The following is a 25,090-nucleotide window of genomic DNA, read 5'->3' on the forward strand; positions in this document are numbered from 1 at the left end:
GATAATACTTTGTCCTAATACTATTCTATTTAGAAAATAGTTATTTAGTGAATATTAGCAACGCTTATATCTTTTTATTCTCACCAAAAAAGAGAAACCGCTAAGCGATTTCTCTTCTCAAATCATTCATTATATTAGAATACAGGAATTACAGCTCCCTTATACTTTTCTTCTATAAATTTCTTACATTCATCAGAAGTTAAAGCCTCTTTTAATACTTTAGTCTTTTCAGAATCCTTATTAGCTTCCTTAACAACCAAAACATTTCTCTTAGTATTTATATCTTCTCTGTTCTTATCCTCAGTATATAATCCTTCTTTGGTCGCATCTAAATTAGCTTGTAATGCATAGTTACCATTAATAACAGCAGCTGTAACTTCATCTAAAAGTCGTGGTAGTTGTTCTGCAGCCAATTCTTTAAACTTTAAGTTCTTTGGATTTTCAGTTATATCCTTTGGAGTAACTAATTCTCCTGCCTTTACCTTTATTAGCCCCGCATCTTCAAGAACTCTTAATGCTCTTGCTTCGTTAGTTGCATCATTGGGAATAGCTATTGTGTCTCCATCCTTTATTTCATCTAAACTCTTTGCAGTCTTAGAGTATAAAGTCATTGGCTCTATGTGGATTTCTGCAACATTTACTAGATCATATCCCTTTGCTTCGTTTGTTTCATTTAAGAATGCAATATGTTGGAAGTAGTTTGCATCTAATTCTCCTTCATAAACAGCTGTATTTGGTGTATTATAATCATCAAATGGTGTTATTTTTAAAGTATAACCTTTTTCTTCTACTAAAGGTTTAATTGCATTAACTATCTCTTCATGTGGTACAGATGTAACCCCTATTTTTATAACCTTGTCATCTTCCTTCTTTTCTGTGCTGCCCCCGCACCCAACTAAACCTAATGTTAATGCTCCTGCTAATACTAATGATAATAATTTTGTCTTTTTCATATTAAAATCCCCCTTTTATTTATCTTGATAATTTTTTATAAAAATAGTTTCCTAAGCTTTGAAGAGCTTGTACTACTACAATCAACACAATTACTGTAACAATCATTACATCCGTTTGGAATCTTTGGAATCCATATCTTATTCCTAAGTTACCAAGGCCCCCTGCCCCTAGAGCACCTGCCATTGCTGAATATCCTATAAGATTTATAACTGTAAGTGTTATACCTGATAGAATTGATGGTATAGCCTCTTTTAGCATTACCTTGAATATAATTTGAGAATTACTTGAACCAAAGGATTTTGCAGCCTCTATAACTCCTGGATCTACTTCTTTTAAAGCAGATTCAAATATTCTTGCTACAAAAGGTGCTGCTGCAATTGTTAATGGCACTATAGCTGCTTTCTCTCCAAGAGATGTTCCCATTATTGCTCTTGTAAAAGGTATTATAGCAACCATTAATATTACGAATGGAAAACCTCTTAATACATTTACTATTGCATCTATGCATTTATATATTGCTTTGTTAGACCTTAGACCATTGCTATCTGTTACTACAAGTACTATTGCAATTATAAAACCAAATATTACAGAGAATATTGTTGATGGTACAACCATCACTAATGTTTGTCCAAATGCTTCTAATAATAATTCACCCATGCTATATTACCTCCCATTCTATATTTTTGCTCTTTAAATAATTAAATATTGTTTCTTTGTCCTTTTCCTCAATATTTATAACTAAACTTCCAAGTACATTTTCCCTGAACTTTTCAAGTTTTCCCCAAACTATTGAGAAATCTACATTTGCTTCCCTAGCCATTCTTGTTATAAGTGCATTTTCTGAACAATCTGATGGGAAGAAAATTCTTATATTTATTCCTTCATCAGGTAAGGTTGTCTCATCCTCTTCACCAAGGAATTTCTTTAATGATGCTCCTGGCTTTAAGAATAAGTCTTCTGCTCTTCCCTCAGCCTTAACTATTCCACCATCTATCAATGCCACTCTTTCACAAACTTCTTTAACAACTTCCATTTGGTGAGTTACTATAACTATTGTTATTCCTAATTCCTTATTTATTTTAGATAGAAGTGCTAAAATATCTTTAGTTATTTTAGGATCTAAAGCAGATGTAGCTTCGTCACACAAAAGAATCTTTGGCTCTAAAGCTAATGCTCTTGCAATTGCAACCCTTTGTTTTTGCCCACCACTTAATGATGCAGGCTTACTTTTTGCCTTGTCTCCTAATCCCACCAAATCTAATAATTCATTCACTCTCTTATCTATATACTCTTTATCGTAGCCCCAAACTTCAAGAGGAAGAGAAACATTCTTATATACAGTTTTCCTTTTAAGTAAGTTAAAGTTTTGGAATATCATCCCCAAATTTTTTCTAAACTCTCTAAGCTTTTTAGCCCCTAAGCCTGAGACTTCTTCTCCCATGACTTTAATACTTCCTTCATCATAGGACTCTAATCCATTTATACATCTTAAAAGCGTTGATTTACCAGCACCACTATGGCCTATAATTCCGTAAATCTCCCCTTCCTTTATGCTTATTGCTATATCTTTTAATACCTCTGCTTGTCCAAAACTTTTACATACATTTTTAATTTCTATCATAATAATGTCCCCTCCCTCTTTTTTAATATAAAAATAAATGCACTAGAGAATAAATCTCTAGTGCATGAATTCACTAAGCCTAATTTATTCTCTTATCTATCAGCAAAATATAAAAAATTGCTGCAGGAATTAGCACCGTATTCTAAATGGAAAATGAGCCACTTAATCGGTTGCTGGGTTTCACAGGGCCAGTCCCTCCACCACTCTGGATAAGATATTATATTTTATTTTCTAATTATTTACTTCTTGTTTAATAATATATTCCAATCCTTTAATATTGTCAATATATTTTTGAAAGTTATTCCAATATTTTTTCTAAGCAATAAAAACTTCCATCTTTATCTGGCAAAGAAATTTCTCCTACTATGTTAAACCCCTGAGACTTGTACAACTTTTGTCCAAGTATATTTTTAGTATTAGTATCTAATCTTATTGCTTTAATTCCATCTTCTTTAGCATATTCTAAAACCTTCTGTATTAAATATTTGCCATATCCCTTTCCAGAAAAAGCAGGGTTTACTAATACTCTATGTAACACAACATAATCATCATTAAAAGTCCATGGCAAATCATCGTATGCCTTTTCCTCTGTTCTATTGATGACAACTATTCCTAAAATTTCATTTTTATTTTTTTCTAGTACAAATAATTCCCTTTTATCTATATCACTCTTAAATGTATCTCTTGTTGGATAATTTTCATTCCAACTTATTCCAAAATCTTTATAATGTTTTAGTGCTTTACATTTTATGCTATAAATCAAATCTAAATCTTTTAATTCCCCTATTCTTAACCTCATCTTTTACTCCTTACATAAAATATCCTTCTCTATTATAGCAGAGTTAAAATCTATTGCACCCTGTATTTTTTTACTATTCTGATAAAAGGTGTATAAGCACTTTAGCTCATACACCTTTTAACTTAATATTCTATTGTCTCATCAAATATTTCTATTATTTCTCCATCACAGTTTTCTTCTATAAAACTTATAACTTTTTCTTTTGTTGTGTCTACTATAGCATTAGTACTACATACTTTTGATAGAGCAATTCCTATTATTTTATGATTATCTTGATGAAACATCTCTCCTACAGAAATGTTAAATTTATTTTTTAACCTTTGAGTAATACTATTAACTATCATACGCTTTTCCTTTAAGCTCTGAACCCAAGATACTCGTATTTTTATTTCCATAACTAGAATTTTCATGATATACCACATCCAAATTTTTATAATTGAATTAATTTACTTTTTGATTTTTTTAATAAAACTAGAGCAATTAATAATGTTAAAAACTCACTAAAAGCTACAGTAAGCCATATTCCTGAATCACCCATTATAGCAGGTAAAACTATAATCCCTATAAATATTAGTGCTATACCTCTTAAAAAGGAAATTATAGCTGATGTTTTAGCGTCCTCTAAAGCTGTAAAATAGGACGATGCCAAAATATTCAAGCCACTTACTAAAAATGCTAAAGAATAAATTTTACAAGCAAGTGAAGTAGTCTCTAATAATATTTTATCATTACTTACAAAGAAAGATATTAGTGTTTCTCCTCCAAAAAAATAAAAATCCTGTACATATTATACCTAGTATTACCATAACCTTTGATGCATATTTTATTAGTTCATTTATTCTTTCTCCTTTTTTTGCTCCATAGTTATAACTTATAATAGGTGTTATACCATTAGCTATTCCTAAATAAACTGCTACTACAAGAGAAGCTATATACTGAATTATTGAGAAAGCAGATACTCCCATTTCTCCAATTTTTCTCATTAATACTATATTAAAAATAAAAGTAGTAAATGCTACTGCCACTTCAGTTAAAGCTTCTGAAGATCCATTATAAAAGAACCTTCCAATCTTTCTTAAATTTATTTTGCATTTTTTTAACTTTAAAATCGAATCCTTAGATTGAATTTTTATAAAAGCTAAAAGGAATGAAATAAAAAATGCTATTCCCGACGCCAAGGCAGCACCTGCAACACCCCAGCCCCAAAGCACTACAAAAACATAGTCTAAAATTATATTTAAAACTGATCCTAAAACAGTACAAAACATGGAAAACGTTGGCATACCCATTGTTCTAATTCCTGCTGCTAAATAACTTCCACCAGTAAAGAATGGTACACATAAACAAAGAATAACTAAATATTCAATTACCCCCTTCATTAATGAAGGTGTTGCACCTAAAGCTGTAGCAACTCTATATCTAAATAAAAATATAATTATTCCTATAACTGAACTTATAACAATAAGAGAAAAAAATCCTAAACTAAAGCTTTCTCTAGCATCTTCTTTCCTACCTTCTCCAAGTTCAATACTTACTACAGTGTTTCCTCCAACTGAAACCATTATACCTAAAGCTAAAGCCATACTAAATATTGGCATTGCTATATTAACCATTGCTAAGCCTTGTGGACCTACTACTCTTCCTACAAAAATACCATCTATAACAATATAAATTGAAAATATAATACTACTTATTACACTTGGTATAGCATACTTATAAAATAACTTTTTTATTTTTTCTGTTCCTAAATTTAATTCATTCATATAAGATATCTCCTTTCTTCATTAAAAAATAATAAACCTTGGAGTTACTCCAAGGTCAAGCTACTGGAATCCAAATTTCATAAAAATCTTTTGGAAATCCATCTTTATTTTCAAATGCTATTGCTCTACAAAGAAGATTATCTTCTACTATTAAACCTTCATTATGAATATAATCTTTTATTTTTACAAGCTCACTATCCCATTGATCACATGTAATTTCTATAACTGTATGTAAACACTTCCTACTTGGAAATACTTTAAAATCACTAACATACTCTTCTTCTACAATACCACTTCCTCCCGAATAAAAGTGCTCATCTTTTATTTCACTACTAAAAAGTACATCTTTATTAATTAACATAGAAAAAACAGTTTCTTTTATATAACTATTACTTCTAAGTTTTTCAATAGCGTCCATTAACTTTGATTCTTTAATTTCCACTTGTTCCATAGTATATAAAAACTTAGGACATTCCCTAATTTCAAACTTATTCAAATAATTTTCTGCTGTTATACACCAATTATTAAAATTTCTTATTTTAGTTTTTATATTCATAAGTTCTTCTATTTTTTTATCTATTACCTTCTCCTGATTTAAAATTCCTAATCTCATATCTTTTAAACTATAGTTATAAATCATTTCTTTTATATCATCTAAGGAAATTCCAACATCTTTTAATATCATTACATAAGATAATGTAATTATGTCATCCATGTTGTAATATCTATATCCATTACCTTCATCTTTTTTAGGAGAAACTATACCTAACTTATCATAATACCTTAATGTATCCCTAGATAATGATAAATACTTAGCTACATCTCCTATTAAATATCTATTATTCATAGTAAACACCTCTATATAATATAAGCAAGACTTAAATAAAGTCTTGCTTATATTATATCTACATTACCAAGCCACCATCAACACCAATTATTGTTCCATTTGTAAAAGTACTTTCATCAGAAGATAAATAAACATATGCTCCTGCTAATTCTTCTGGAGTTCCAACTCTTCCAAGAGGAGTCATTGCTGCTAATGAATCTATAAATTTATCAGGTATAGATGCAACCATGTCTGTTTTAGTTACTCCAGGGGCTACTGCATTAACTCTTATTCCATATTGTCCAAGTTCCTTTGCAAGTGATTTGGTTAACCCATTTACTGCAGCTTTAGAAGCTGCATATGAACATCCACTCCTTTGTCCAAAGGTTGCAACCATAGATGATGTATTTATTATACTGCCTCCATCATTATCCTTCATTATTGGGGCTACAGCCTTACACCATCTAAATATTCCAGTAACATTAATATTCATAACATTTACAAAATCCTCTTCTGTCATATCAAAAAAAGATACATCTGTTGTAATACCTGCATTATTTATAAGTACATCAATCTTTCCAAATGTCTCATGTACCTTTTTAACTGCTTTCTCAATTTCTTTTGATTCATTATTATTTACACCAAGTCCAAGTATCATAGCATTAGGATGGCTACCTTTTAATGCTACTACTGCCTTGTCTGCATTCTTTTGATTTGATGCACAAGCTACAAGTTTTGCACCTTCTGATAACAACTTATCAGCCACTGCATACCCAATACCTCGTGATGCTCCTGTAACAATTATGACCTTATCCTTTACTCTCATATATACATCTCCTCCATATAAAAGTATTCTCTATTTAGTAATAAGCATTTTTATAATAATTTATTACTTACTTTATAAATAAAAGTTATTTAATATTGACACTAATTTGTAGTATTTTTATAATATTACTAATTCACAATTAATTTTAAGGAGATTATTCTATGAATGATATTCTAATATCTGTAACTTCAGAGGAATTTCACAAGAATGTAATAATAAAATTCCCAAATATATTAGATGGACTAGATACTTTTCCAAACTTTACTTTAGAACCTAAAAATGTATATTCAGGTGAAGATGAAATGATTGACTATATCCTAAAAATATTTAAATTAAACAATTCTTTTTGTTATATAGATTTTTATCTTGATAAACTATCAGAAGAAGATAAAGAAAACTTAGTTAATCTTGTTCCAGAAGAAGATAGAAAACTGCTTAAAGCTAACTTAACTATTGAAAACTATAGTAATTACTTCAAAGTAGAACACATAAGATTAATCCCTTTTTTAACTAGACTTTCTACTAGAGAAAACTTTTTTATAACATTCTACTTTACTGAAATTCCAATTACTATATGGGGCAACTACGGAATGAAATTTCCTTGCTTTTGCCTAAATCAAAATGATTTAACCTTTTATATAAATAGACTTAAATAAAAGATACATTGGAGTGAAAGTTTAAAAAGAAACCCTAGACAAAATAGGGTTTCTTAATTTCACTAAATACTATCTCTTATATTTTTAAGCTTTACTATGGCTTTAAATAAGTCTCCATCAATCTCAATATTAAATTCTCCATCCTGTAATTCTACCAAGCTTTTAGCAATTGAAAGACCAAGTCCTGATCCCTCTGTAGTCCTTGAAACATCCCCTCGCTTAAATCTTTCCATTAATTCTTCAGCTTCCACATTTAATGGACTTTCTGATATATTTTTAAATATTATTTTAACATAATCTTCATCTTGCTCTACATCTATATATACTCTAGATCCCTTCATAGAATATTTAATAATATTAGAAAGTAAGTTTTGAAATACTCTAAATGTTTTCTTACCATCAGCTAATATTAGTAATTTTTCTTCTGGTATATTCTTAATAACTTGAAGGTTTGAAGACTCAATCTTATCCTCAAGTTCTCCTATAGTTTGCCTTAAAAGAGCTATTGGATCTAATTCTACTATATCTAATTCAATAGCCCCTGAGGCTGCCTTAGAAGCTTCAAATAAATCTTCAATTAATACCTTTAATCTTTGGGATTTCTCTTTAAGCACCCCTATATATTTTTTTCTCTCTTCATCTGAAATATTATCTTTGCTTAATAAGTCAACATAATTAATTATAGAAGTTAAAGGAGTTTTCAAATCATGAGATACATTGGTTATAAGCTCTCCTTTCATTCTTTCACTTTTTACAGCATTATCTATAGCTGATTCTAATCCTTCTTGTATATTAGATAAGTCCTTAGATATTTCCCTTAATATATGGGGTCCACTCACTAATAACTCATTTTTGTAATTTCCTTTTACAATATTACTAGTAGTTTTTTTAAGCTTATTTACTTCCTTTCCTATTACTAATACATAGCCTATTACACCTATTGCCATAAGTATAAATACCACTACTAAGGCACTATAAAAAGGTTCATATATCCAATAGCTTAAAGGAAATGTTATAAAGCATGCAACTCCAACAAACACTACTATTACAAAAATAAATGATATAATTGTAATTGCTGTATATTTATAAACAAAGCTTTCACGTATAAAACCAAAAAGTCTTAATATTGCTTTATATATTTTTAATAAAAAAGATTTATTTTTAAGTTCTTTTGATGCATTATCCTTGTCTATAAATATAAGCTTTAAAATATATGCTAAGTTTAAATATAATAATAATCCACCAATTATGGTTAGTACTATAATCCTTCCCAGGAAATACCACTGGGTTTTCCAACATATATAATACAAAAATACTCCAAGTAAAATCATAAAAATTAGTTTTAACTCTGTAAAAAAACTTCCATATAACTTAATAAATATATTATTAAAAGCTTTATTTTTATTCTTTAATATATTTATAAACAATCCTATTGTTAGTATACAATCTAGAGCTAATCCCACGCCCCATATCACTGCTGTCTTCTTATATTTTTTTATATCCTCCTTGGCGTAATAAAGTACATCCTCTTTTTCTAAATTTTTAGGTACCCTTATGCAAATATCATACTTACTTCTAAACTCATTATATCCAGCTAAAGTTTTCATTGACTTAGACACTTCTGTACCTTGTTGATTACTTGAATTTTTTCCAAATAACACAACATAATCATATCCATTCCTAGAATCTTCTATGAAATCTTTAATATTTGTATAAGTACTTGTAGTAAATGAAGTTCCATCCCCTCTATCTACAAAGAATTCAAAATTGGAATTCTTTATAAACTTGTTAAAAAAGTTATTATACTTGCTATTTATTATATTAATTAGTTCTTCCCTATTTTTACCTTCTGCAGTTGTGTTAGTATTATTTATCTCTAAATATTTCTGTATTCCATCTTCATTTATATTTCTATCAATATCTATATATATATCAGATACCTCTACCAATCCATTATAAAATTCATTATAGTAATTTGATACGTCAAATCTTTCATACATACTTTTAAATTGTAAGCTATTAAAAAGGTATGTATATAGCACTGGTGTTAGCGCAACTAATATTGATAGTAATAGAATCTTAAAGTTTAATTTATCCCCTGTGATCTTTTTCAAATTTATATCCAATTCCCCACACCACCTTTAAATATCTAGGTTCTTTAGGATTAATTTCTATCTTTTCTCTTATTCTTCTAATATGCACTGTTACTGTGTCTACATTAAAGGCTACTTCATTCCATACCCTTTCATAAATTTCTTCAATAGAAAATACTCTTCCTGGGTTATCCATTAACAATGAAAGAATTTTAAATTCTAATGGGGTTAACTTTGCTATCTCTCCATCTCTCAAAACAACCTTACTCCTCTTATTAAGCTCTATAGCACCAATTTTTATAACATCATTGTTTTCCTTTAAAGGTGAAAACCTTGTATATCTTCTTATTTGAGAATTTACCCTTGCAATTAATTCTAAGGGATTAAAAGGCTTTGTTACATAATCATCAGCTCCAATATTAAGTCCTAATATTTTATCAGTATCCTCTGACTTTGCTGAAAGCATGATTATTGGTATCTCTTTTTCTTCTCTTATTTTAAGAGTAGCCCTTGTTCCATCCATCTTTGGCATCATAATATCCATTATGATAAGGTGTATCTCTTCTTCCTTTATTACTTCTAAAGCTTCAGCACCATCATAAGCTTTGAAAATATTATATCCTTCTCCTCTAAGATAGATTTCTATAGCTTCAACTATTGCTTTATCATCATCAACCACTAAAACATTATACCCTTTCATATTTTCCTCCAACTTTAAAACTTACTAACTATTTTATCATATTAGAAATTTTATTAGATATCTTTAATCCTATATTCTTATAATAGGACTTAAAGATTACAAAAGACTATTTATAATTCTTAAGAAATCCGAAAGAAAAAGGAACCTAACATTTTAGATTCCTTTAATTAACTTATGATAATCCACAACTTAACCTTGTAGAAATATCATTATATAAAGCTTCCTTATCTATACTGTTTAAATCTTCTACAACCCTTACAGCACCCACTAATCTTTTATTTAATAATATACCATATTCAATATCCTTTTCTAATTTGGCCGATATCTTATAGTTTCCTTTATCATCCCTAGTAAAACTTATAAAATCTCCTGTTTCAGAATTTATTAATTCTATATTTCCATCATTTCCAATGTCATAAGCTTCATCTATATCAGTAATCTCAATGTTAAAAGGCCTATCACTTACTTCACCAACAGTTATTACTGGACTTAAAGTCATCCCTGTATATAGCATGGAAATATCATTATTATTAATGGTTTTAACACTATAACTTGCTACATCAAGATTATTTTCTTGTTCTAATGATTCACTTTGTTCTACTTCACTTTTATTATTTTCTTCTGTATCTTTACTACATGATATAAATAAAAATAGTGAAAATAATAAACTAAATAAAATAATTAATTTCTTTTTCATTTGTAACCTTCCTTCTCTTTAGTTATTCTTCTGGACTAATAAGGTTTTTAATAGATAAATCTAAACCTTTTTCATCTATAGATACCTTTCTATCTTGGACTATTATCCCATTCTTATCTACAAACATCATTCTTGGTAATGTATTTAAATTATACGCTTTATAAGCACTTAAATCATAATCATAATAAGTATCTAGTGAAATATTATTAAACTTTAAGTATGTATCTGCTGTTTCCTTTGTCTCACGCTCTCCATCAGTAATATTAACAACAATGAATTCTACATCTTCTTTATAATACTTTTCTTTAGCAGCTTCAATTCTTATTAGATTTTCTCTACAATCAATACACCATGATGCCCAAAAAACTATCACCATTGGTTTACTTCCAATATATTTTTCTATATTAATCTTTTCTTTATTTTCTGCATAAACAGTAAAATCTTTTGCTTTTATCTTTATACTTGCAGGAATATAATTATCAGGTTTTCTTTCAGATTCAATTTGTGACAATTTTTCTTCAGTACTTATGCTATTTTTACTACTTAAAATAGTGAAAATAATCATTCCTATTACAAGCACTACAACTATGCCTAATATTTTTCTCTTGTTCATCATATGAATCTCCTCCTGTAGTAATTATAAACTATATTAAATAAAAAATCTCTAGGAATAACCTAGAGACATATTCTTACCTTTTCAATTTTCTTATCAGACACTTCATCTATTTTAAAAACAATATTGTTATACTTTATTTCTTTTTCTTCATCTTCTAAAGGAATTTTTCCAATTAAGTTAATTAAGAATCCATTTAAAGTATCCAACTCATCAGACTTTACATCAATGTTTAAATTTTCATTTAATTCATCTAATTGAGTAGTACCATCTACTAAATAACAATTCTCTCCAACTTTTCTTATTCCAAATTCCTCTTCATCATCCTCATCATTTATATCTCCAACAATTTCTTCAACTAAATCTTCAACAGTTATGATACCTGAGAATCCACCATACTCATCTACAATTATTGCTATATGACGTTTAATGTCCTGTAAGTCTCTAAATAAATGTCTAATTGGCTTACACTCTGGCACAAAATAAGGTTCTTGCAATATATCCTGTATATTTACATTTTCAAAGCCTTTATTTCTAGCTTCTATCATGAAGTCTTTCATATATAATACTCCAATGATATTATCAATTTCATCTTCATAGACAGGTATTCTAGCAAATCTCTTTTGTAAAAGCTCGTCCAAATATTCTTCAAGAGGTTCATTTATATCTATACAATATACCTCTGTTCTTGGTGTCATAACCTTTTCAGCTATTTTGTCATCAAATTCAAACACACTTTCTATCATTTCTTTTTCGCTTTCATTAATTGCACCATGTTCCTCTCCTGTTTCTACAAGAGACTTAATTTCTTCCTTTGTTACTCTTTCCTCTGAGTCATCACTATCCAATCCAAACAGCTTTACCAAAATATTTGTTGATACTGATAGTATCTTAACAAAAGGTGCTACTGCCTTAGAAATAAAAAGAATAGGATTTACAACTACCATAGAAAGCTTGTCTGCTTTTTTTATGGCTAATCTCTTAGGGAAAAGTTCACCAAATACAAGTGTGAAATAAGATAAAATTATTGTTACACCTACAAAAGATATTTGTTCACCATAAGGTATATTCATGTCTGTTAACATCTTACCTACCACTGTTGAAATACCTGTTGCTGCAGATGCACTAGCAAAAAATCCAGATAGTGTTATTGCAACTTGAATTGTAGACAAGAACTTTGTTGGTTCCTCTACTAATTTGCATATTGTGTTAGCCTTTTTATTACCTTCATTAGCTAACATTTTCATTTTTGTTTTATTAATTGATACAATTGCCATCTCTGCTGCTGCAAAGAAAGCATTTACTGCTGTTAATACTGCTAACAATATGAGCTGTCCAGCAATATTAGCAGGGTCGGGATCACTTTCCATATTTCATTTCTCCTTTTTTTAATATAGTGATTAAATCTTATCATGAATCATAAATATTATCAAATATTGTAAATCTTATAAAAAAGATTAAAACTCCTCAAAAATAAAGTTTATATTAAAAAAAAGCTTAATCCCTCGCTATAACAACCTATTTCTATATAAGTCAATTGCTAATGGAGACTTTTCTTTTGCTTTCACTTACAGTATATTATACTAACTTTATCATCTCAATTTTCTTAACTCTTCTACGTATTTATTTATATTAAATAAATACTAACTTTATTTATAATTATTTAAGCTAAATAATATTAAACTCTCATTCTCAATCTTTTTAAGATATATTTTCTTAAAAATAAAAAAGACTATCCTTATAAACTTGGATAATCTTTTATATGTGGCTAGGGTAGTCGGATTCGAACCGACCATACTCAGAGTCAGAATCTGATGCCTTACCACTTGGCTATACCCCATTAACAATATTATTATAGCACATTATTGTATATTTTCTATATTTTTCTTAAAATGTGCTTTTTCACTTTTCTCACATTTTATATGTCAACACATATTATAATATTGAGATTTAATTTTACAAAAGTTTAGAGATTGAGGTGTATTATGAAAAACTATATAAACAATAACTTTATAAAAGAGTTTGAAGAAGAAAAAACTATATATGATAACTATGATATAAATGAATTCTGTGATCCATGTGAACCTTCTAAGCACTGCGAACCATGTGATTCTCCAAAACCTTGTGATATTTACAAACCATGCGAAATTTATGAAACTTATGATACTCCTGTAGATGAATATAATTTGCCTTATAACAACTTTAACATGGATAAATATTTAAAAAAGCAAAATAGTATAAACTCTTACAAGTACAATGATTTTGATAGCTTTAAAAAAGGAACAAATGATTGCTGTAAATGTAAGGAATGTTCTAACAAAAAGTTGAATAGTATTTTAACAGCTATGTCATCAGCTCTTTATAGCATTGGAAATGATACAGACAAGCTTCAATGTCTATATAAGGACCTTGATTGTTTACTTCATGAATGCCATTTAAATAAAGATCAAAAACATGCTATAAAATGCTTACAAGAATCAATAGAAATACTCGTATTTGCTTCTAAAAAAACAGATGCAGCTCTTATTGATGTAAAGAATGCTTTCTGTTAGATAATAATATTTTGTAGAATATTGACGAATACATTCTTATACTGTATACTTCTAAAACGTAGGATACCTTTAAACTAGTCCTGTGAGACTAATAAGGAAGTATTACATTATTTATGTATTTTATACGCCTTAGTATCTTAATTGGTATTAGGGCGTTTTTATATATCTGGTATCCTATATATTCGGAATTATTATGGAGGATACTATGAAAAAACAAAACTCAAACAAACTAGCTATTCAAATGGCAATATCTTTAATTCTAGGTTTAATTGCTGGTACTGGATTTATATTATTAAGAGAGAGCTTATTAAGCAATGGAAATATTGATTTATGGACTACAATAAACAACTTATTATTCCAAGATATATCTGCTGAAGGAGCTCAAAATGCTCTAGGATTATTCTATATAGCAGGACAACTATTTGTAAACTCATTACAACTTGTAATTGTCCCAATGGTATTTACTTCAATAGCTTTAGCTATGTGTAAAGTTAGTGACACTAAAAAACTTGGCCGTATATCTTATAAAACAATATTAGGATTCTTAGTTACATCATTATTTGCTCTTATATTAGCTGGAATCTTTGGATTTGCTGCAAATAAGATGGGATTATTTAATGTAAGTATAGATAACTTAACTTCTCAAGCTGGAAGCGCTGGTTCTAACCCGTTATTAGTTATAGTAAAAGCTATACCAAATAACATAGCTGCAACTTTCTCTCAAAATGGTAGCATCTTAGCTGTTGTTTTCTTAGCTGTGGTTACTGGTCTTTGCATAAACCACTTAGGTGATCAAATTCAAGTATTAAAGAAGTTACTAGAAGATGTAAATAATATAATTACTGTATTCTTAAGCTTTATTATAACTAAATTTGGACCTATTGCTATATTCGTACTAATAACTAGAACTTTCGCAATATATGGTGTTGATCACTTGAAACCAGCCTTAGCTTATGTAATAACAACAGTATTAGCCTTATTACTATTCTTAACACTTGGCTATGCTATTTTTGTAGCACTGGCTGCTAAGCTAAATCCAATCACTTTTGTTAAGAAGATATCTAAAGTTGCTTTATTTGGATTTTCTACATCTTCATCAGCTGCAACTTTACCACTTAACACAAAAACAACTGTTGAGGAATTAGGTGTTAGTGATGAAATAGCTTCATTTACATTACCACTAGGAATGACTATAAATATGAACGGAACTGCAATAATGCAAATTATAGCTGCTATATTTATAGCATCAAGTGCTGGATATGAAGTAACTATTGGAAACATAATTGTTATAGGGTTACTTGCTCTTATAGCCTCAATAGGTACACCTGCTGCCCCTGGTGCTGGTGCAATAATACTATTTACTGTATTAACTGGAATGGGATACAATAATGATGCTGCATTGCTTGCATACTCATTAATCTTAGCAATAAATAGACCTGTAGAAATGTTAGTTACATCCTTAAATGTTGTTGGTGATTCAGCTACAGCAGTAGTTGTTGCCAAGTCAGAAGGGATGCTAGACGAAGATAAATATAATGCAATATAATAAAAATTCCTGCTTGTGCAGGAATTTTTATTTTCAGAATCATTTTTATCTTGCCTCTCTACCATTCCTTATAACTCTTTTCTTCATATTGGAACGAGTCATAAAGTTCTCTAAACTCATTTAAAGCTTTATCATCTATCTTGTAGCAATTCTTATCAATATACAATCTATCACCTACAAAAGAAACATAATTAGTACTACCAATCTCATTTACTTCTATAAAGAATTGCCATCCATTTCTCCCATCATCCTTAACCTCTTCTTTAGGTAAATCATTAAGAAATGTTACTATCTTTTCTATATCTTCTTTCTTATCAATATCTTTAAACTTAGGTGGAGATGGTAACGCTTGTATTCTAATATTTGATATCTTTTCTGAATTCAATTGTGTTTTACTTCCACATAGAAGTATTATAATGATAAAAATAAAAACAATAGCAACTATAAATATTTTTCTTTTACTTTTCACTGCTCCTCCTCCCTTCATTATTAATATCCATTAACTTAAAAGCCGGTAACAACAAAGTTTCCTTCTCATTAATACCATATTTATATATTTTTTTCTTTATAAACTATTTTTAATATTATAGGCGTTGCTATAGCACAAACCACCACTAAAATAATTATTGGAGCTAAAAATACAGGATTCATAATCCCCATAGATATTCCTTTATTAGCTACAACTAAAGCCACCTCACCTCTAGCTACCATTCCAATACCAACTTGTAATGCTTCTTTATTGTTAAACCTGCATAACTTTGCTCCAAGTCCACATCCTATAATCTTTGTTATTATTCCTATACCAACTATACAAATAGTAAATAGAATTATTCCCGAGGACATTTTACTTAATGACACCTTTAACCCAATGCTTGCAAAGAATATTGGCGAAAGTAACATATAAGATAAAGTCTCAAACCTTGCATTTATATAACTTGTCTCTTTATTATTTGACAAAACAAGTCCAGCTATAAAAGCTCCTGTTATATCTGCGACTCCAAAGAATCTTTCTGCTACAAATGATAACAATAAGCAAAATACAAAGGCTGCTATAACAAATCTTCTCATATCACTATCATATCTATTTACAAATTTATCAAAGCATTTATAAAAAATGTACCCTGATACTCCAGCAACAGCAAAAAATAATATTATCTTTATTAATACTAAAATTACGCTTACACTTGCATCATTAAAACTTGTAACTATAGTTAATGCAATTATGCCTAATATATCATCAATTAAAGCCGCTCCTAATATAGCATTTCCTGTTCTGCTATTAAGCTTGCCAAGCTCCTTTAAAGTTTCTACAGTTATACTTACTGATGTAGCAGTTAATATTATTCCTATAAATATATTCTCTATTAATTCATTTCCAACAATACTTGCGAATTCCCCCCTATTAAAAATATAGGCTACTGCAGTTCCCCCTATAAGAGGTAGAATAACTCCACATAAGGCAATTATAAAAGAAGCTTTTCCAGTACTTTTTAGTTCATTAATATCCGTAGATAATCCAGCTGTAAACATAATTACTATAACTCCAAGTTCTGCTATTTGTTTTATAAAATCAGTTTCTGTAATTACATTAAATACAGCTGGTCCTAATACTAATCCAGCTAATAAAGCCCCTACAACCTGCGGCATTTGGAATTTCTTTGTTACTATTCCTAACACTTTTGTACTTAATAAAATTAGAGCAATATCAAATAAATATATATATGATAACATGCTTCATCCCCCTTTGTATTTAAATTCCACTTATATTCTAATCCTTTTTATGGAATTTAAGAACAAAAAAAGGAGAAATTGCTTATCAATTTCTCCTTTTTCATAATTCATTTACTTTAAAGCCTCTAACACTTCATCAACCATCTTTTGTGTTGATTCAATACCACCACTTATTGTGTACCAAACATCAGCATCTAAATATACTATATTCCCATTCTTATATGCATCAGTTTTCTTTATAATTTCATTATCAAACATTTCCTTCGCTGAAGTATTTCCACCTGTTACAGCTGCTCTATCTATTACAAATAAATAATCTGGATTTTTATCTAAAATGTATTCAAATGAAGCCTTTTGTCCATGTGTTGATGATTCTATAGTCTTATCAACCGCTTCAATTCCAAACTCCTTGTGAATTATTCCAAATCTTGATCCTTCTCCATATACGCTAAATGCATTATCATTAGCTAAAGCTATTAATGCATTTACACCTTCTGCTTTTTCATTAACCTTACCTATAGCTTCTTCAACCTTAGCAACCTGAGTTTTAACTTCTTTTTCTTTATCAAATATTTGTCCTAAAGTTTCCATATTCTTTTTGAAAGAACCTAAATAATCAGTATTATCAACTCCTAAATAAATTGTTGGAGCTATCTTATTTAATTCTTCATAGTATGATTCTAATCTTCCTGACATTATTATTAAATCTGGCTTTAATTCATAAACTTTTTCCATATCAGGTTCTTTTAAACTTCCTACATTTTCGTACTTACCATCTTCATATTTGCTTAAAAGACTTGGTAAATTTGATTTTGGTAAACCTATTATCTCTACATCTAAAGTATTTAAAGCATCTGCTATACCATAGTCAAAAACTATAACTCTTGAAGGATTCTTTGTTACTTCTGTTTCTCCTAATTTATGAGTGATTTTAATCTTCTCTCCATCTGCTGAAACACCATTTCCTGCAAATTTAGTAACACCATAAATACCAAATATAACTGCTATAATAACTATCATTGAAATTATTGTCTTTTTACTCATTTTTATCTCTCCTTTTTATTTAAAAATATACACATATTTTTCTGTTATCTATATTTTGAATATCAAATTTTATTTCATAAATACTTTCAAGTTCTTCCTTTTTAATTGTTTCATCTGTAGGACCATCCTTAACTACTTTTCCATCCTTTAAAGCTACAATATAGTCTGAATAGCAGGATGCAAAGTTAATATCGTGTATTACTATAATAACTGTTTTTCCAAGCTCATCAGTTAATCTTCTTAATATCTTCATAATCTCAACTGAATGCTTCATATCTAAATTATTTAATGGCTCATCTAGTAAGATATAATCACTGTTTTGAGCTATTACCATGGCAATATATGCTCTTTGTCTTTGACCACCACTTAGTTCATCTAAGTACTTATCTTCAATATCCTTAAGCTGCATATATTTAATTGCCTTGTCCACAAATTGAATATCTTCATCCTTTAAATTTCCTTGGCAATAAGGAAATCTTCCAAAGCTAACTAATTCTCTAATAGTAAGCTTTATATTTATATTATTAGATTGCTTTAATATAGAAACTTTCTTAGCAAGCTCTTTATTATCCCATTCTAATATTTCTTTACCATCTATTAAAACTTCACCTGCATCCCTTTTTATAAGTCTGCTTATTATTGAAAGCAAGGTACTTTTACCTGCCCCATTAGGACCTATAAATGAAGTTATTTTTCCTTCTTCTATTTTTAAAGAAACATTATCTACAACATTCTTTTTTCCATATTTCTTTGTAATTCCTCTTACCTCTATCATTTTGCTCTCTCCTTCATTACAAGATAAATGAAATAGATTCCTCCTATAAAGTTGATTATTACTCCTATTGTCATTCCATAGTTTAATATTCTTTCAACTATAAGTTGTCCACCTATTAAAGCTATTACGCTAATAAACCCTGTAGCTATTCCAAGTTCACTATGCTTATATGTCTTAACAAGTTGTCTAGCTATATTTACTACTAGAAGTCCTAAGAATGTTATAGGACCTACTAATGCTGTAGATACTGATGTAAGTATTACTATAACTACAAGCATCTTTTTAGTAACTTTATCATAATCAACACCTAGGTTTATTGCTTCATCTCTTCCTAAAGACATAACATCTAATATCTTTAAAAAATCCATACTGAAAACTATACAAAGTGCTATTACTACAGTTGATAATAGCAATATTTCAGTATTTATATTATTAAAGCTTGCCATCATTTTATCCTGTACCACTTGAAACTCTAATGGATCAATTAATACTTGCATAAACGTTGTTAAGCTTTCAAATAATGTTCCACATATAACCCCTATTAATAATAGTGTGAATATATTGTTACTATTTTTTCCAAATAAGAATTTGTATATTAAGGAAGAGAATATAATCATTACTATTATTGATATAACAAAGTTTGCATTCTTCCCATTTACTACTCCTGAACCTGAACCTAGAATAAATATTAGGGTTGTTTGTAAAAGCACATATAATGAATCTAGCCCTAAGATACTAGGAGTTAAAATTCTATTATTAGTAATTGTTTGGAATACTAAAGATGAAAACCCTATTGATATCCCAACTAATATCATTGCTATAATTTTAGGTATACGTCTTGATAAAGCATAATCAAAATTATTTGCATTTAATCCTATGAATAAAAAGATTGCTACTAATATTGTTGCTGCTATTCCTAATCCTAAAAGTAATTTCTTATGCTTCATTTCCAGACCTCCTTACTATCATATAAAGGAATATTGCACTTCCGATAACTCCAACTGTTGTTCCTATAGATATTTCAAATGGGAATATTACTATTCTTCCAAATATATCACAAGCTAAAAGGAATATAGGTCCAAGTAATGCTGTATGGTATAAGGAATTTTTCAGGTTATCTCCTAGATAAAGACTAACTATGTTTGGAACTATTAACCCAAGGAAAGGAATATTTCCTACAGTAATAATTGTTACTGCTGAAATTACAGCTACTATAATTAGTCCAATATTAACTACTGAATTGTAGTTTAACCCTAAATTAGTTGCAAAATCTTCTCCCATTCCTGCCACAGTAAACTTATTTGCATAAAGGAAGGCAATTACAACTACAGGGATACTTAAGTACAATAATTCATAATTTCCTTTCATTATCATAGATAAGTCACCTTCCATCCATGAAGAAAGATTTTGAATCAAATCATACTTATAAGCAAAAAATGTAGTTATAGAATTTACTACTTTCCCTAGCATCATCCCCAGCAAAGGTATAAAAACTATATTTTTAAATTTTATTACCTTTGTCATTTTCATAAATATCATTGTACCCACTAAAGAAAAGGCAAATGATATAATCATCTTTTGCATTGTTGTTGCAGAGGTAAATACCAGCATAGATGCTAATATACCAAGCTTTGCAAAATCTACAGTTGCAGCAGTTGTAGGAGAAACAAATTTATTTCTGCTTATCTGTTGCATTATAAGACCACTTATACTTAATCCAATACCTGCAACTACTATACTGACTAGCCTTGGAACTCTACTTGTTAATAATATTTCTATTTTTGTGCTCTCTAAAGCAAATATATCTGCTAATTTAATATCAGTTACCCCTACGAATATAGATAACACCGATAGTATAATTAATATAAGAACTAAATATTTCTTTTTCATCTGTTCACCTCTGAATGATACTTTGACAAACTCTATGTATATTGATATAATTCAATTGATATTTCTTGATAATGATTCTCATTAATAATATCAAGTTTATCATTCACTGTCTTATAAAATATTTTGTTTTTTTATAAAATATTTAGGCAAAACTTTTGGAGGAAAATAAATGATAACTTTATTAGATAAAGCAAAAGAGAATATAGATAACTTCCACAATTGTACTCATCTTAATATTGAAGCTTACAATGAAAATGGACATTTACTATTTTCATTAGGTAATCCTGTTAATGCTGATATTCACAAAATTCTAGAAAGAATTAGAAAGGAAAAAAACATTATAAATGTTAATAGACAGCATAGTATTTTTATTACAATATGCCCTATAATACCCAACAACTATTCTTATGGATTTTATGTAATTGGTCCCTATTCTACAGATAAGAATAATACAGAAAATATTCAATACAAACCAATTCATTGCCTCCCTCATTTAATAGAACTGCTTTATGTAAATATAGAGATAGAGGAAGAAAAACATAATCTTAATGTAACAAAAGCTATTAAATATATTGATTCTCACTATTCTCAGGATATTAATTTAGATGTAATATCTAAAGAATTAACTCTTAATAAAACTTATTTGTGTAATGTATTTAAGAAAACTAAAAATAAAACTGTTATAGGATACTTAAACGAACGAAGAATAGAAAAAGGTAAAGACCTTTTAGTAAGTACAGATATGAATATTGCAGATATTGCATTATCTATTGGTTATTCAAACCAAAATTATTTTAATACAGTTTTTAAGAAAAAAGAAAATATTACCCCTTTAGAATTTAGAAACAAATACAAGAATATCTAAATACTAAAATATAAAAAGGAAATGTAGGTATATTTAATATATCTGACATTTCCTTCTCTTTACTCTATGACTAACTATATATTAGGTTCAAATAAATTAAAATCTTGAAAAGCCCTTCTAATAATATATAGTGCATCTTCTTCACTATATATTATTTGATTATTTCCGCCTGATGATGGCTTTTTTACCATTGTAGTAGATGAACGATTTTTAAATTCTTTTGGTGTAGAATTACAATATCTTTTAAAAGCTTGGTTCATATAACGATAATCTGAAAACCCACAATGATAGCAAATATCTATTAACTTCATATTAGTAGTAAGAATCATGTCTCTTGCATGATTAAATCTTACAAAAGTTAGATAATCCTGAAAATTCTGCTTTAAATGTTCCCTAATAAAATGGGATAAAAAGTATACAGATAATCCTTCTCTATCTGCAATATCCTGTAATGATATTTTTTCATTATAATGTTCTTCTATATACCTTGTAATCCTACTTAAACGTAATTTATTGTGACAAATTGCTCCATTATAATCAGTATTTAATTCATATTTTGAATATTGATTTAATAAATAGAAATACATAATATTAATCATACTTGCACAGTTTATTTGATAATATTGTGGCTTTTCTATATAAACTTCTCCAAGCTTTAAAAAAGTATAAATCAATAAATTATGCTTGATATCATATCTACAATGATCAGTAAAAACCACATGACTAATTTGGGGAAAATATCCTTCAAAATACTTAGGTAATATTTGCAAACATAAAAATATTGATGCTTCCTCCTGTGAAATTATTTCATGCTTATCATTACTATTAAGTAAAATAACATCCCCCGGATGAAATTGAAATTGTTCATCATTAATAATAAAAATAGGGCTACCTTTAAAAACAAATAACATCTCTACTTCAGGGTGAAGATGGGGCTCGCGATAATCAACTTCCACCACAAACAAATTCATATTTTTTATATTTGGGTAATCAATGATTTCTAGTTTCTGATTCATAATATCCCCCCTTTGATAACGTTATTATAAAAAGTTTTATCATATTTGAAAAGTATATTCTTGTTACCACAACAACATTGTCATATAAACTGAACACAATAATGATACAAATGAAATCGTTTGCCTATTATAATAATCACGTACAGTTAAATTATTTATTAACTTAAGATCAAATTTTCATTTATGTGAAGGGAGAAACATATGAAAAAGAAATTTATAGCTAAACGCGGACTAATTTTCTCATTAATTTTCACTCTATTTTGTTTAATTAGTTCTAACTTACTTCTAAGTAACTTTGGAAAAGTAAGAATTGAAACTACAACAATACAAACACGATCTGGTAATAATGTTAGTATTCGTGTTTATAGTCCCAAAAATGCAACATCAGAAAATAAAGCTCCTGCTGTTGTATTTGCTCATGGTTTATCAACAACAAAAGAATGTTATGCTCAATATGCATTAGAATTATCTCGTCGTGGATTCGTTGTTATAACACCTGATATGTTAAACCATGGTGGTTCTGATATAACCTCTTATGAAACATTCTTCACTGATATCAACACAGAAGGATATGGAATCTACTCTGCTGTAAGATATGCAAGCGATTTAGATTATGTTGATTCAAACCAAATAGGTATAGTGGGTCATTCAATGGGTGGGAATGCTACAAATATTAGTGTTACTTTAGATAATATGGGCCCTAATAAATTAATCTCTTCAGTATACCTTATTGCAAGTAACCCTACTTTTAAAGATTTTGAAGGAAACTGGGCAAACGTATATGGAAACCGTAGTGTAGGTCTTTACTATACATTCTATGACCATGTTTATTTCAGTACCCAAGATGATACTGGAAAAATAATATCAGCTCAAGAGTTCTTAGGTTCTAATGAAGCTAAATCCTTCGCTAGTTTTGGACAAGCACCATCTGCATTCCAAGGTGATGAAGTACTTCCTGGACATACATACTCAACTGATATAAATGGTAAACAAGTAATTCGTCGTATTACAAAAGCTAACGAAATTCATCCAAAGCCACAAGGTGGTAGTGGTGCTGTAGCATCAGTAGTGGACTTTTTCCAAGAAACATTAGAAGCTCCACAATATAAACTTGGTAGTATGCAAATTTGGAAATTCTATAGTATCGCATCTATTTTAGGACTTGCTGGTGCCTTAGCTATATGTATATTTACAATTGCAGTATTAACAAAAACAAAATTCTTCTCTAGCTTAAAAGCTGAAGATAATAAACAATTACGTCCTACCCCAAATAACAAAGGAAAAATTTGGTTCTGGTCATTAACCATTCTTAACTGTGCATTTGCTTTCATAAGCATATCTTTAATCTTTAATAAAGGATTAGGATACTTTGTAACAAATCAGTTACCACAACAAACAAGTAATATATACGCTTTATGGGCATTAGCTAATGGACTTTTTATGTTATTTACTTCTTTTGGTTCTTACTTCTTATATGGAAGAAAAGAAGGAGATACTTTAAAGCAATGGGGTGTAAGAATTCCATTTATTGATGTTATAAAGTCAATATTATTAGCTATCATAGGAATATCAAGTGTACTAGCTGTTGTGTATATTGCACAATATATATTCCAAATAGATTTACGTTATTATCTATGGGGAATGCGTGAATTGCCTTTAGATCACTTATACTTATTCTTTACTTACCTACCATTCTATTTATTGTTTGGTATCGCTGTTAGTATTGCAATAAATTCTGCATACTACTCAAAAATTGGTAAAGAGCCTACATGGTTAAATGATTTATTCTTTGCATTTATGAATATGATCCCTGCACTTGTAATCACATTTGTTGGATACTATTTATTTGCTAAGACAGGGGTACAGCAAAATATATTTGGATCAACATTTACATTCACATATATGATTAATGCAATACCTGTGTTCCCAATAGCTATACTTTTATTACGTCGTATATTTAAATATTGTAATAATCCTTATGTTCCTGGAATTATAGTAGGAAGCTTACTATGCTTTATGCAAGTTGCTTCAGTATTTACTTGTCATACATTCATGTTCATGGGATAAGATAATAAAATATTTTAAAAAGGATGTATCAAAATAAATTTTGATACATCCCCTTT

General features: G+C 28.9%; 26 protein-coding genes, 1 tRNA gene and 1 riboswitch. Of the genes, 5 read left to right on the top strand and 22 right to left on the bottom strand.

Annotation, left to right across the window (positions count from 1 at the left end; all coding sequences use genetic code 11):
* Positions 1-134: 134 nt before the first annotated feature.
* From G594_RS0101090 to G594_RS0101130, 9 genes are all read right to left on the bottom strand, one after another.
* Positions 135-953 carry a MetQ/NlpA family ABC transporter substrate-binding protein gene (locus G594_RS0101090; protein WP_027096864.1) on the bottom strand — a complete coding sequence of 273 codons (819 nt, stop codon included), beginning with the start codon at positions 951-953 and terminating at the stop codon, positions 135-137.
* A 19-nt stretch (positions 954-972) separates the two neighbouring features.
* A complete protein-coding gene (locus G594_RS0101095) occupies positions 973-1,611 on the bottom strand; it encodes a methionine ABC transporter permease (RefSeq protein WP_027096865.1) in 639 nt (212 codons plus the stop codon).
* Between the two features lies 1 nt (position 1,612).
* On the bottom strand, positions 1,613-2,575 hold the full coding sequence (locus tag G594_RS0101100; RefSeq protein ID WP_027096866.1) for a methionine ABC transporter ATP-binding protein: 963 nt from the start codon (positions 2,573-2,575) through the stop codon (positions 1,613-1,615).
* 89 nt (positions 2,576-2,664) lie between these two features.
* A riboswitch (SAM riboswitch) is annotated at positions 2,665-2,791 on the bottom strand.
* A gap of 82 nt (positions 2,792-2,873) precedes the next feature.
* A complete protein-coding gene (locus G594_RS0101105) occupies positions 2,874-3,374 on the bottom strand; it encodes a GNAT family N-acetyltransferase (RefSeq protein WP_027096867.1) in 501 nt (166 codons plus the stop codon).
* A 122-nt stretch (positions 3,375-3,496) separates the two neighbouring features.
* On the bottom strand, positions 3,497-3,784 hold the full coding sequence (locus G594_RS0101110; protein ID WP_027096868.1) for a DUF503 domain-containing protein: 288 nt from the start codon (positions 3,782-3,784) through the stop codon (positions 3,497-3,499).
* A gap of 20 nt (positions 3,785-3,804) precedes the next feature.
* A complete protein-coding gene (locus G594_RS19450) occupies positions 3,805-4,023 on the bottom strand; it encodes a hypothetical protein (protein ID WP_027096869.1) in 219 nt (72 codons plus the stop codon).
* Between the two features lie 79 nt (positions 4,024-4,102).
* Positions 4,103-5,137 carry an MATE family efflux transporter gene (locus G594_RS18105; protein WP_027096870.1) on the bottom strand — a complete coding sequence of 345 codons (1,035 nt, stop codon included), beginning with the start codon at positions 5,135-5,137 and terminating at the stop codon, positions 4,103-4,105.
* A gap of 55 nt (positions 5,138-5,192) precedes the next feature.
* Entirely contained in the window at positions 5,193-5,984 is a 792-nt protein-coding gene (locus G594_RS0101125; RefSeq protein WP_027096871.1) for a MerR family transcriptional regulator, read from the bottom strand.
* Positions 5,985-6,042: 58 nt separating this feature from the next.
* Positions 6,043-6,789: an SDR family NAD(P)-dependent oxidoreductase gene (locus G594_RS0101130; RefSeq protein WP_027096872.1), complete on the bottom strand. Its 747-nt coding sequence runs from the start codon at positions 6,787-6,789 to the stop codon at positions 6,043-6,045.
* A gap of 161 nt (positions 6,790-6,950) precedes the next feature.
* Between G594_RS0101130 and G594_RS0101135 the strand changes: the two genes are divergently transcribed.
* Complete coding sequence (locus G594_RS0101135; protein WP_027096873.1) at positions 6,951-7,445, top strand: hypothetical protein; 495 nt, start codon at positions 6,951-6,953, stop codon at positions 7,443-7,445.
* A gap of 62 nt (positions 7,446-7,507) precedes the next feature.
* Here the strand turns inward: G594_RS0101135 and G594_RS0101140 are convergent, their stop codons facing one another.
* From G594_RS0101140 to G594_RS0101165, 6 genes are all read right to left on the bottom strand, one after another.
* Positions 7,508-9,559 (bottom strand): sensor histidine kinase, encoded by a 2,052-nt coding sequence (locus G594_RS0101140; RefSeq protein WP_143331538.1) that lies wholly within the window; start codon positions 9,557-9,559, stop codon positions 7,508-7,510.
* Complete coding sequence (locus G594_RS0101145; RefSeq protein ID WP_027096875.1) at positions 9,537-10,238, bottom strand: response regulator transcription factor; 702 nt, start codon at positions 10,236-10,238, stop codon at positions 9,537-9,539. The genes G594_RS0101140 and G594_RS0101145 overlap by 23 nt, the downstream gene beginning before the upstream one ends.
* Before the next feature lie 172 nt (positions 10,239-10,410).
* Positions 10,411-10,935, bottom strand: a complete 525-nt coding sequence (locus tag G594_RS0101150; RefSeq protein WP_027096876.1) for a hypothetical protein — start codon at positions 10,933-10,935, stop codon at positions 10,411-10,413.
* A gap of 22 nt (positions 10,936-10,957) precedes the next feature.
* The gene (locus tag G594_RS18110) at positions 10,958-11,551 is read right to left on the bottom strand and encodes a TlpA disulfide reductase family protein (protein WP_051195864.1); all 594 of its coding nucleotides are present in this window, start codon (positions 11,549-11,551) and stop codon (positions 10,958-10,960) included.
* 59 nt (positions 11,552-11,610) lie between these two features.
* On the bottom strand, positions 11,611-12,918 hold the full coding sequence (locus G594_RS0101160; RefSeq protein ID WP_027096877.1) for a hemolysin family protein: 1,308 nt from the start codon (positions 12,916-12,918) through the stop codon (positions 11,611-11,613).
* Positions 12,919-13,313: 395 nt separating this feature from the next.
* Positions 13,314-13,388: transfer RNA gene (locus G594_RS0101165), tRNA-Gln, on the bottom strand.
* 145 nt (positions 13,389-13,533) lie between these two features.
* Here G594_RS0101165 and G594_RS0101170 point away from each other — a divergent pair.
* Positions 13,534-14,100, top strand: a complete 567-nt coding sequence (locus tag G594_RS0101170) for a hypothetical protein (protein WP_027096878.1) — start codon at positions 13,534-13,536, stop codon at positions 14,098-14,100.
* Between the two features lie 205 nt (positions 14,101-14,305).
* Positions 14,306-15,646 carry a dicarboxylate/amino acid:cation symporter gene (locus G594_RS0101175; RefSeq protein ID WP_027096879.1) on the top strand — a complete coding sequence of 447 codons (1,341 nt, stop codon included), beginning with the start codon at positions 14,306-14,308 and terminating at the stop codon, positions 15,644-15,646.
* 58 nt (positions 15,647-15,704) lie between these two features.
* Here G594_RS0101175 and G594_RS0101180 read toward each other — a convergent pair whose 3' ends face one another.
* The 6 genes from G594_RS0101180 to G594_RS0101205 form a co-directional block, all read right to left on the bottom strand.
* On the bottom strand, positions 15,705-16,115 hold the full coding sequence (locus tag G594_RS0101180) for a hypothetical protein (protein WP_141668637.1): 411 nt from the start codon (positions 16,113-16,115) through the stop codon (positions 15,705-15,707).
* An 80-nt stretch (positions 16,116-16,195) separates the two neighbouring features.
* Positions 16,196-17,377 carry a cation:proton antiporter gene (locus G594_RS0101185; protein WP_027096881.1) on the bottom strand — a complete coding sequence of 394 codons (1,182 nt, stop codon included), beginning with the start codon at positions 17,375-17,377 and terminating at the stop codon, positions 16,196-16,198.
* Between the two features lie 111 nt (positions 17,378-17,488).
* On the bottom strand, positions 17,489-18,421 hold the full coding sequence (locus G594_RS0101190) for a siderophore ABC transporter substrate-binding protein (protein WP_027096882.1): 933 nt from the start codon (positions 18,419-18,421) through the stop codon (positions 17,489-17,491).
* 19 nt (positions 18,422-18,440) lie between these two features.
* Positions 18,441-19,196: an iron ABC transporter ATP-binding protein gene (locus tag G594_RS0101195; protein WP_027096883.1), complete on the bottom strand. Its 756-nt coding sequence runs from the start codon at positions 19,194-19,196 to the stop codon at positions 18,441-18,443.
* Positions 19,193-20,143 (bottom strand): iron chelate uptake ABC transporter family permease subunit, encoded by a 951-nt coding sequence (locus G594_RS0101200; protein WP_027096884.1) that lies wholly within the window; start codon positions 20,141-20,143, stop codon positions 19,193-19,195. The genes G594_RS0101195 and G594_RS0101200 overlap by 4 nt, the downstream gene beginning before the upstream one ends.
* Positions 20,133-21,086 (bottom strand): ABC transporter permease, encoded by a 954-nt coding sequence (locus G594_RS0101205; protein WP_027096885.1) that lies wholly within the window; start codon positions 21,084-21,086, stop codon positions 20,133-20,135. Before G594_RS0101205 ends, G594_RS0101200 begins: the two co-directional genes overlap by 11 nt.
* Before the next feature lie 169 nt (positions 21,087-21,255).
* On the opposite strand from G594_RS0101205, the gene G594_RS19455 reads away from it, so the two are divergent.
* Positions 21,256-21,951 (top strand): helix-turn-helix domain-containing protein, encoded by a 696-nt coding sequence (locus G594_RS19455; RefSeq protein WP_051195865.1) that lies wholly within the window; start codon positions 21,256-21,258, stop codon positions 21,949-21,951.
* A gap of 74 nt (positions 21,952-22,025) precedes the next feature.
* Here G594_RS19455 and G594_RS18120 read toward each other — a convergent pair whose 3' ends face one another.
* Positions 22,026-22,967 (bottom strand): AraC family transcriptional regulator, encoded by a 942-nt coding sequence (locus tag G594_RS18120; RefSeq protein ID WP_051195866.1) that lies wholly within the window; start codon positions 22,965-22,967, stop codon positions 22,026-22,028.
* A gap of 201 nt (positions 22,968-23,168) precedes the next feature.
* On the opposite strand from G594_RS18120, the gene G594_RS0101220 reads away from it, so the two are divergent.
* The gene (locus G594_RS0101220; protein ID WP_027096886.1) at positions 23,169-25,034 is read left to right on the top strand and encodes an alpha/beta hydrolase; all 1,866 of its coding nucleotides are present in this window, start codon (positions 23,169-23,171) and stop codon (positions 25,032-25,034) included.
* Positions 25,035-25,090 lie beyond the last annotated feature (56 nt).

This window comes from Clostridium paraputrificum AGR2156 (assembly GCF_000424025.1).
Classification (GTDB): domain Bacteria; phylum Bacillota; class Clostridia; order Clostridiales; family Clostridiaceae; genus Clostridium; species Clostridium paraputrificum.

What these genes read in the sequence shown, in the direction of transcription:
- G594_RS0101145 (WP_027096875.1), bottom strand. Translation starts at nt 10,238, where the DNA reads ATGAAAGGGTATAATGTTTTAGTGGTTGATGATGATAAAGCAATAGTT.
- G594_RS0101175 (WP_027096879.1), top strand. Translation starts at nt 14,306, where the DNA reads ATGAAAAAACAAAACTCAAACAAACTAGCTATTCAAATGGCAATATCT.
- G594_RS0101200 (WP_027096884.1), bottom strand. Translation starts at nt 20,143, where the DNA reads ATGAAGCATAAGAAATTACTTTTAGGATTAGGAATAGCAGCAACAATA.
- G594_RS0101135 (WP_027096873.1), top strand. Translation starts at nt 6,951, where the DNA reads ATGAATGATATTCTAATATCTGTAACTTCAGAGGAATTTCACAAGAAT.
- G594_RS0101095 (WP_027096865.1), bottom strand. Translation starts at nt 1,611, where the DNA reads ATGGGTGAATTATTATTAGAAGCATTTGGACAAACATTAGTGATGGTT.
- G594_RS18120 (WP_051195866.1), bottom strand. Translation starts at nt 22,967, where the DNA reads ATGAATCAGAAACTAGAAATCATTGATTACCCAAATATAAAAAATATG.
- G594_RS19455 (WP_051195865.1), top strand. Translation starts at nt 21,256, where the DNA reads ATGATAACTTTATTAGATAAAGCAAAAGAGAATATAGATAACTTCCAC.
- G594_RS0101130 (WP_027096872.1), bottom strand. Translation starts at nt 6,789, where the DNA reads ATGAGAGTAAAGGATAAGGTCATAATTGTTACAGGAGCATCACGAGGT.
- G594_RS0101205 (WP_027096885.1), bottom strand. Translation starts at nt 21,086, where the DNA reads ATGAAAAAGAAATATTTAGTTCTTATATTAATTATACTATCGGTGTTA.
- G594_RS0101150 (WP_027096876.1), bottom strand. Translation starts at nt 10,935, where the DNA reads ATGAAAAAGAAATTAATTATTTTATTTAGTTTATTATTTTCACTATTT.
- G594_RS0101105 (WP_027096867.1), bottom strand. Translation starts at nt 3,374, where the DNA reads ATGAGGTTAAGAATAGGGGAATTAAAAGATTTAGATTTGATTTATAGC.
- G594_RS0101100 (WP_027096866.1), bottom strand. Translation starts at nt 2,575, where the DNA reads ATGATAGAAATTAAAAATGTATGTAAAAGTTTTGGACAAGCAGAGGTA.
- G594_RS18110 (WP_051195864.1), bottom strand. Translation starts at nt 11,551, where the DNA reads ATGATGAACAAGAGAAAAATATTAGGCATAGTTGTAGTGCTTGTAATA.
- G594_RS0101220 (WP_027096886.1), top strand. Translation starts at nt 23,169, where the DNA reads ATGAAAAAGAAATTTATAGCTAAACGCGGACTAATTTTCTCATTAATT.
- G594_RS0101160 (WP_027096877.1), bottom strand. Translation starts at nt 12,918, where the DNA reads ATGGAAAGTGATCCCGACCCTGCTAATATTGCTGGACAGCTCATATTG.
- G594_RS0101170 (WP_027096878.1), top strand. Translation starts at nt 13,534, where the DNA reads ATGAAAAACTATATAAACAATAACTTTATAAAAGAGTTTGAAGAAGAA.
- G594_RS0101125 (WP_027096871.1), bottom strand. Translation starts at nt 5,984, where the DNA reads ATGAATAATAGATATTTAATAGGAGATGTAGCTAAGTATTTATCATTA.
- G594_RS0101185 (WP_027096881.1), bottom strand. Translation starts at nt 17,377, where the DNA reads ATGTTATCATATATATATTTATTTGATATTGCTCTAATTTTATTAAGT.
- G594_RS0101190 (WP_027096882.1), bottom strand. Translation starts at nt 18,421, where the DNA reads ATGAGTAAAAAGACAATAATTTCAATGATAGTTATTATAGCAGTTATA.
- G594_RS0101090 (WP_027096864.1), bottom strand. Translation starts at nt 953, where the DNA reads ATGAAAAAGACAAAATTATTATCATTAGTATTAGCAGGAGCATTAACA.
- G594_RS18105 (WP_027096870.1), bottom strand. Translation starts at nt 5,137, where the DNA reads ATGAATGAATTAAATTTAGGAACAGAAAAAATAAAAAAGTTATTTTAT.
- G594_RS0101110 (WP_027096868.1), bottom strand. Translation starts at nt 3,784, where the DNA reads ATGAAAATTCTAGTTATGGAAATAAAAATACGAGTATCTTGGGTTCAG.
- G594_RS0101195 (WP_027096883.1), bottom strand. Translation starts at nt 19,196, where the DNA reads ATGATAGAGGTAAGAGGAATTACAAAGAAATATGGAAAAAAGAATGTT.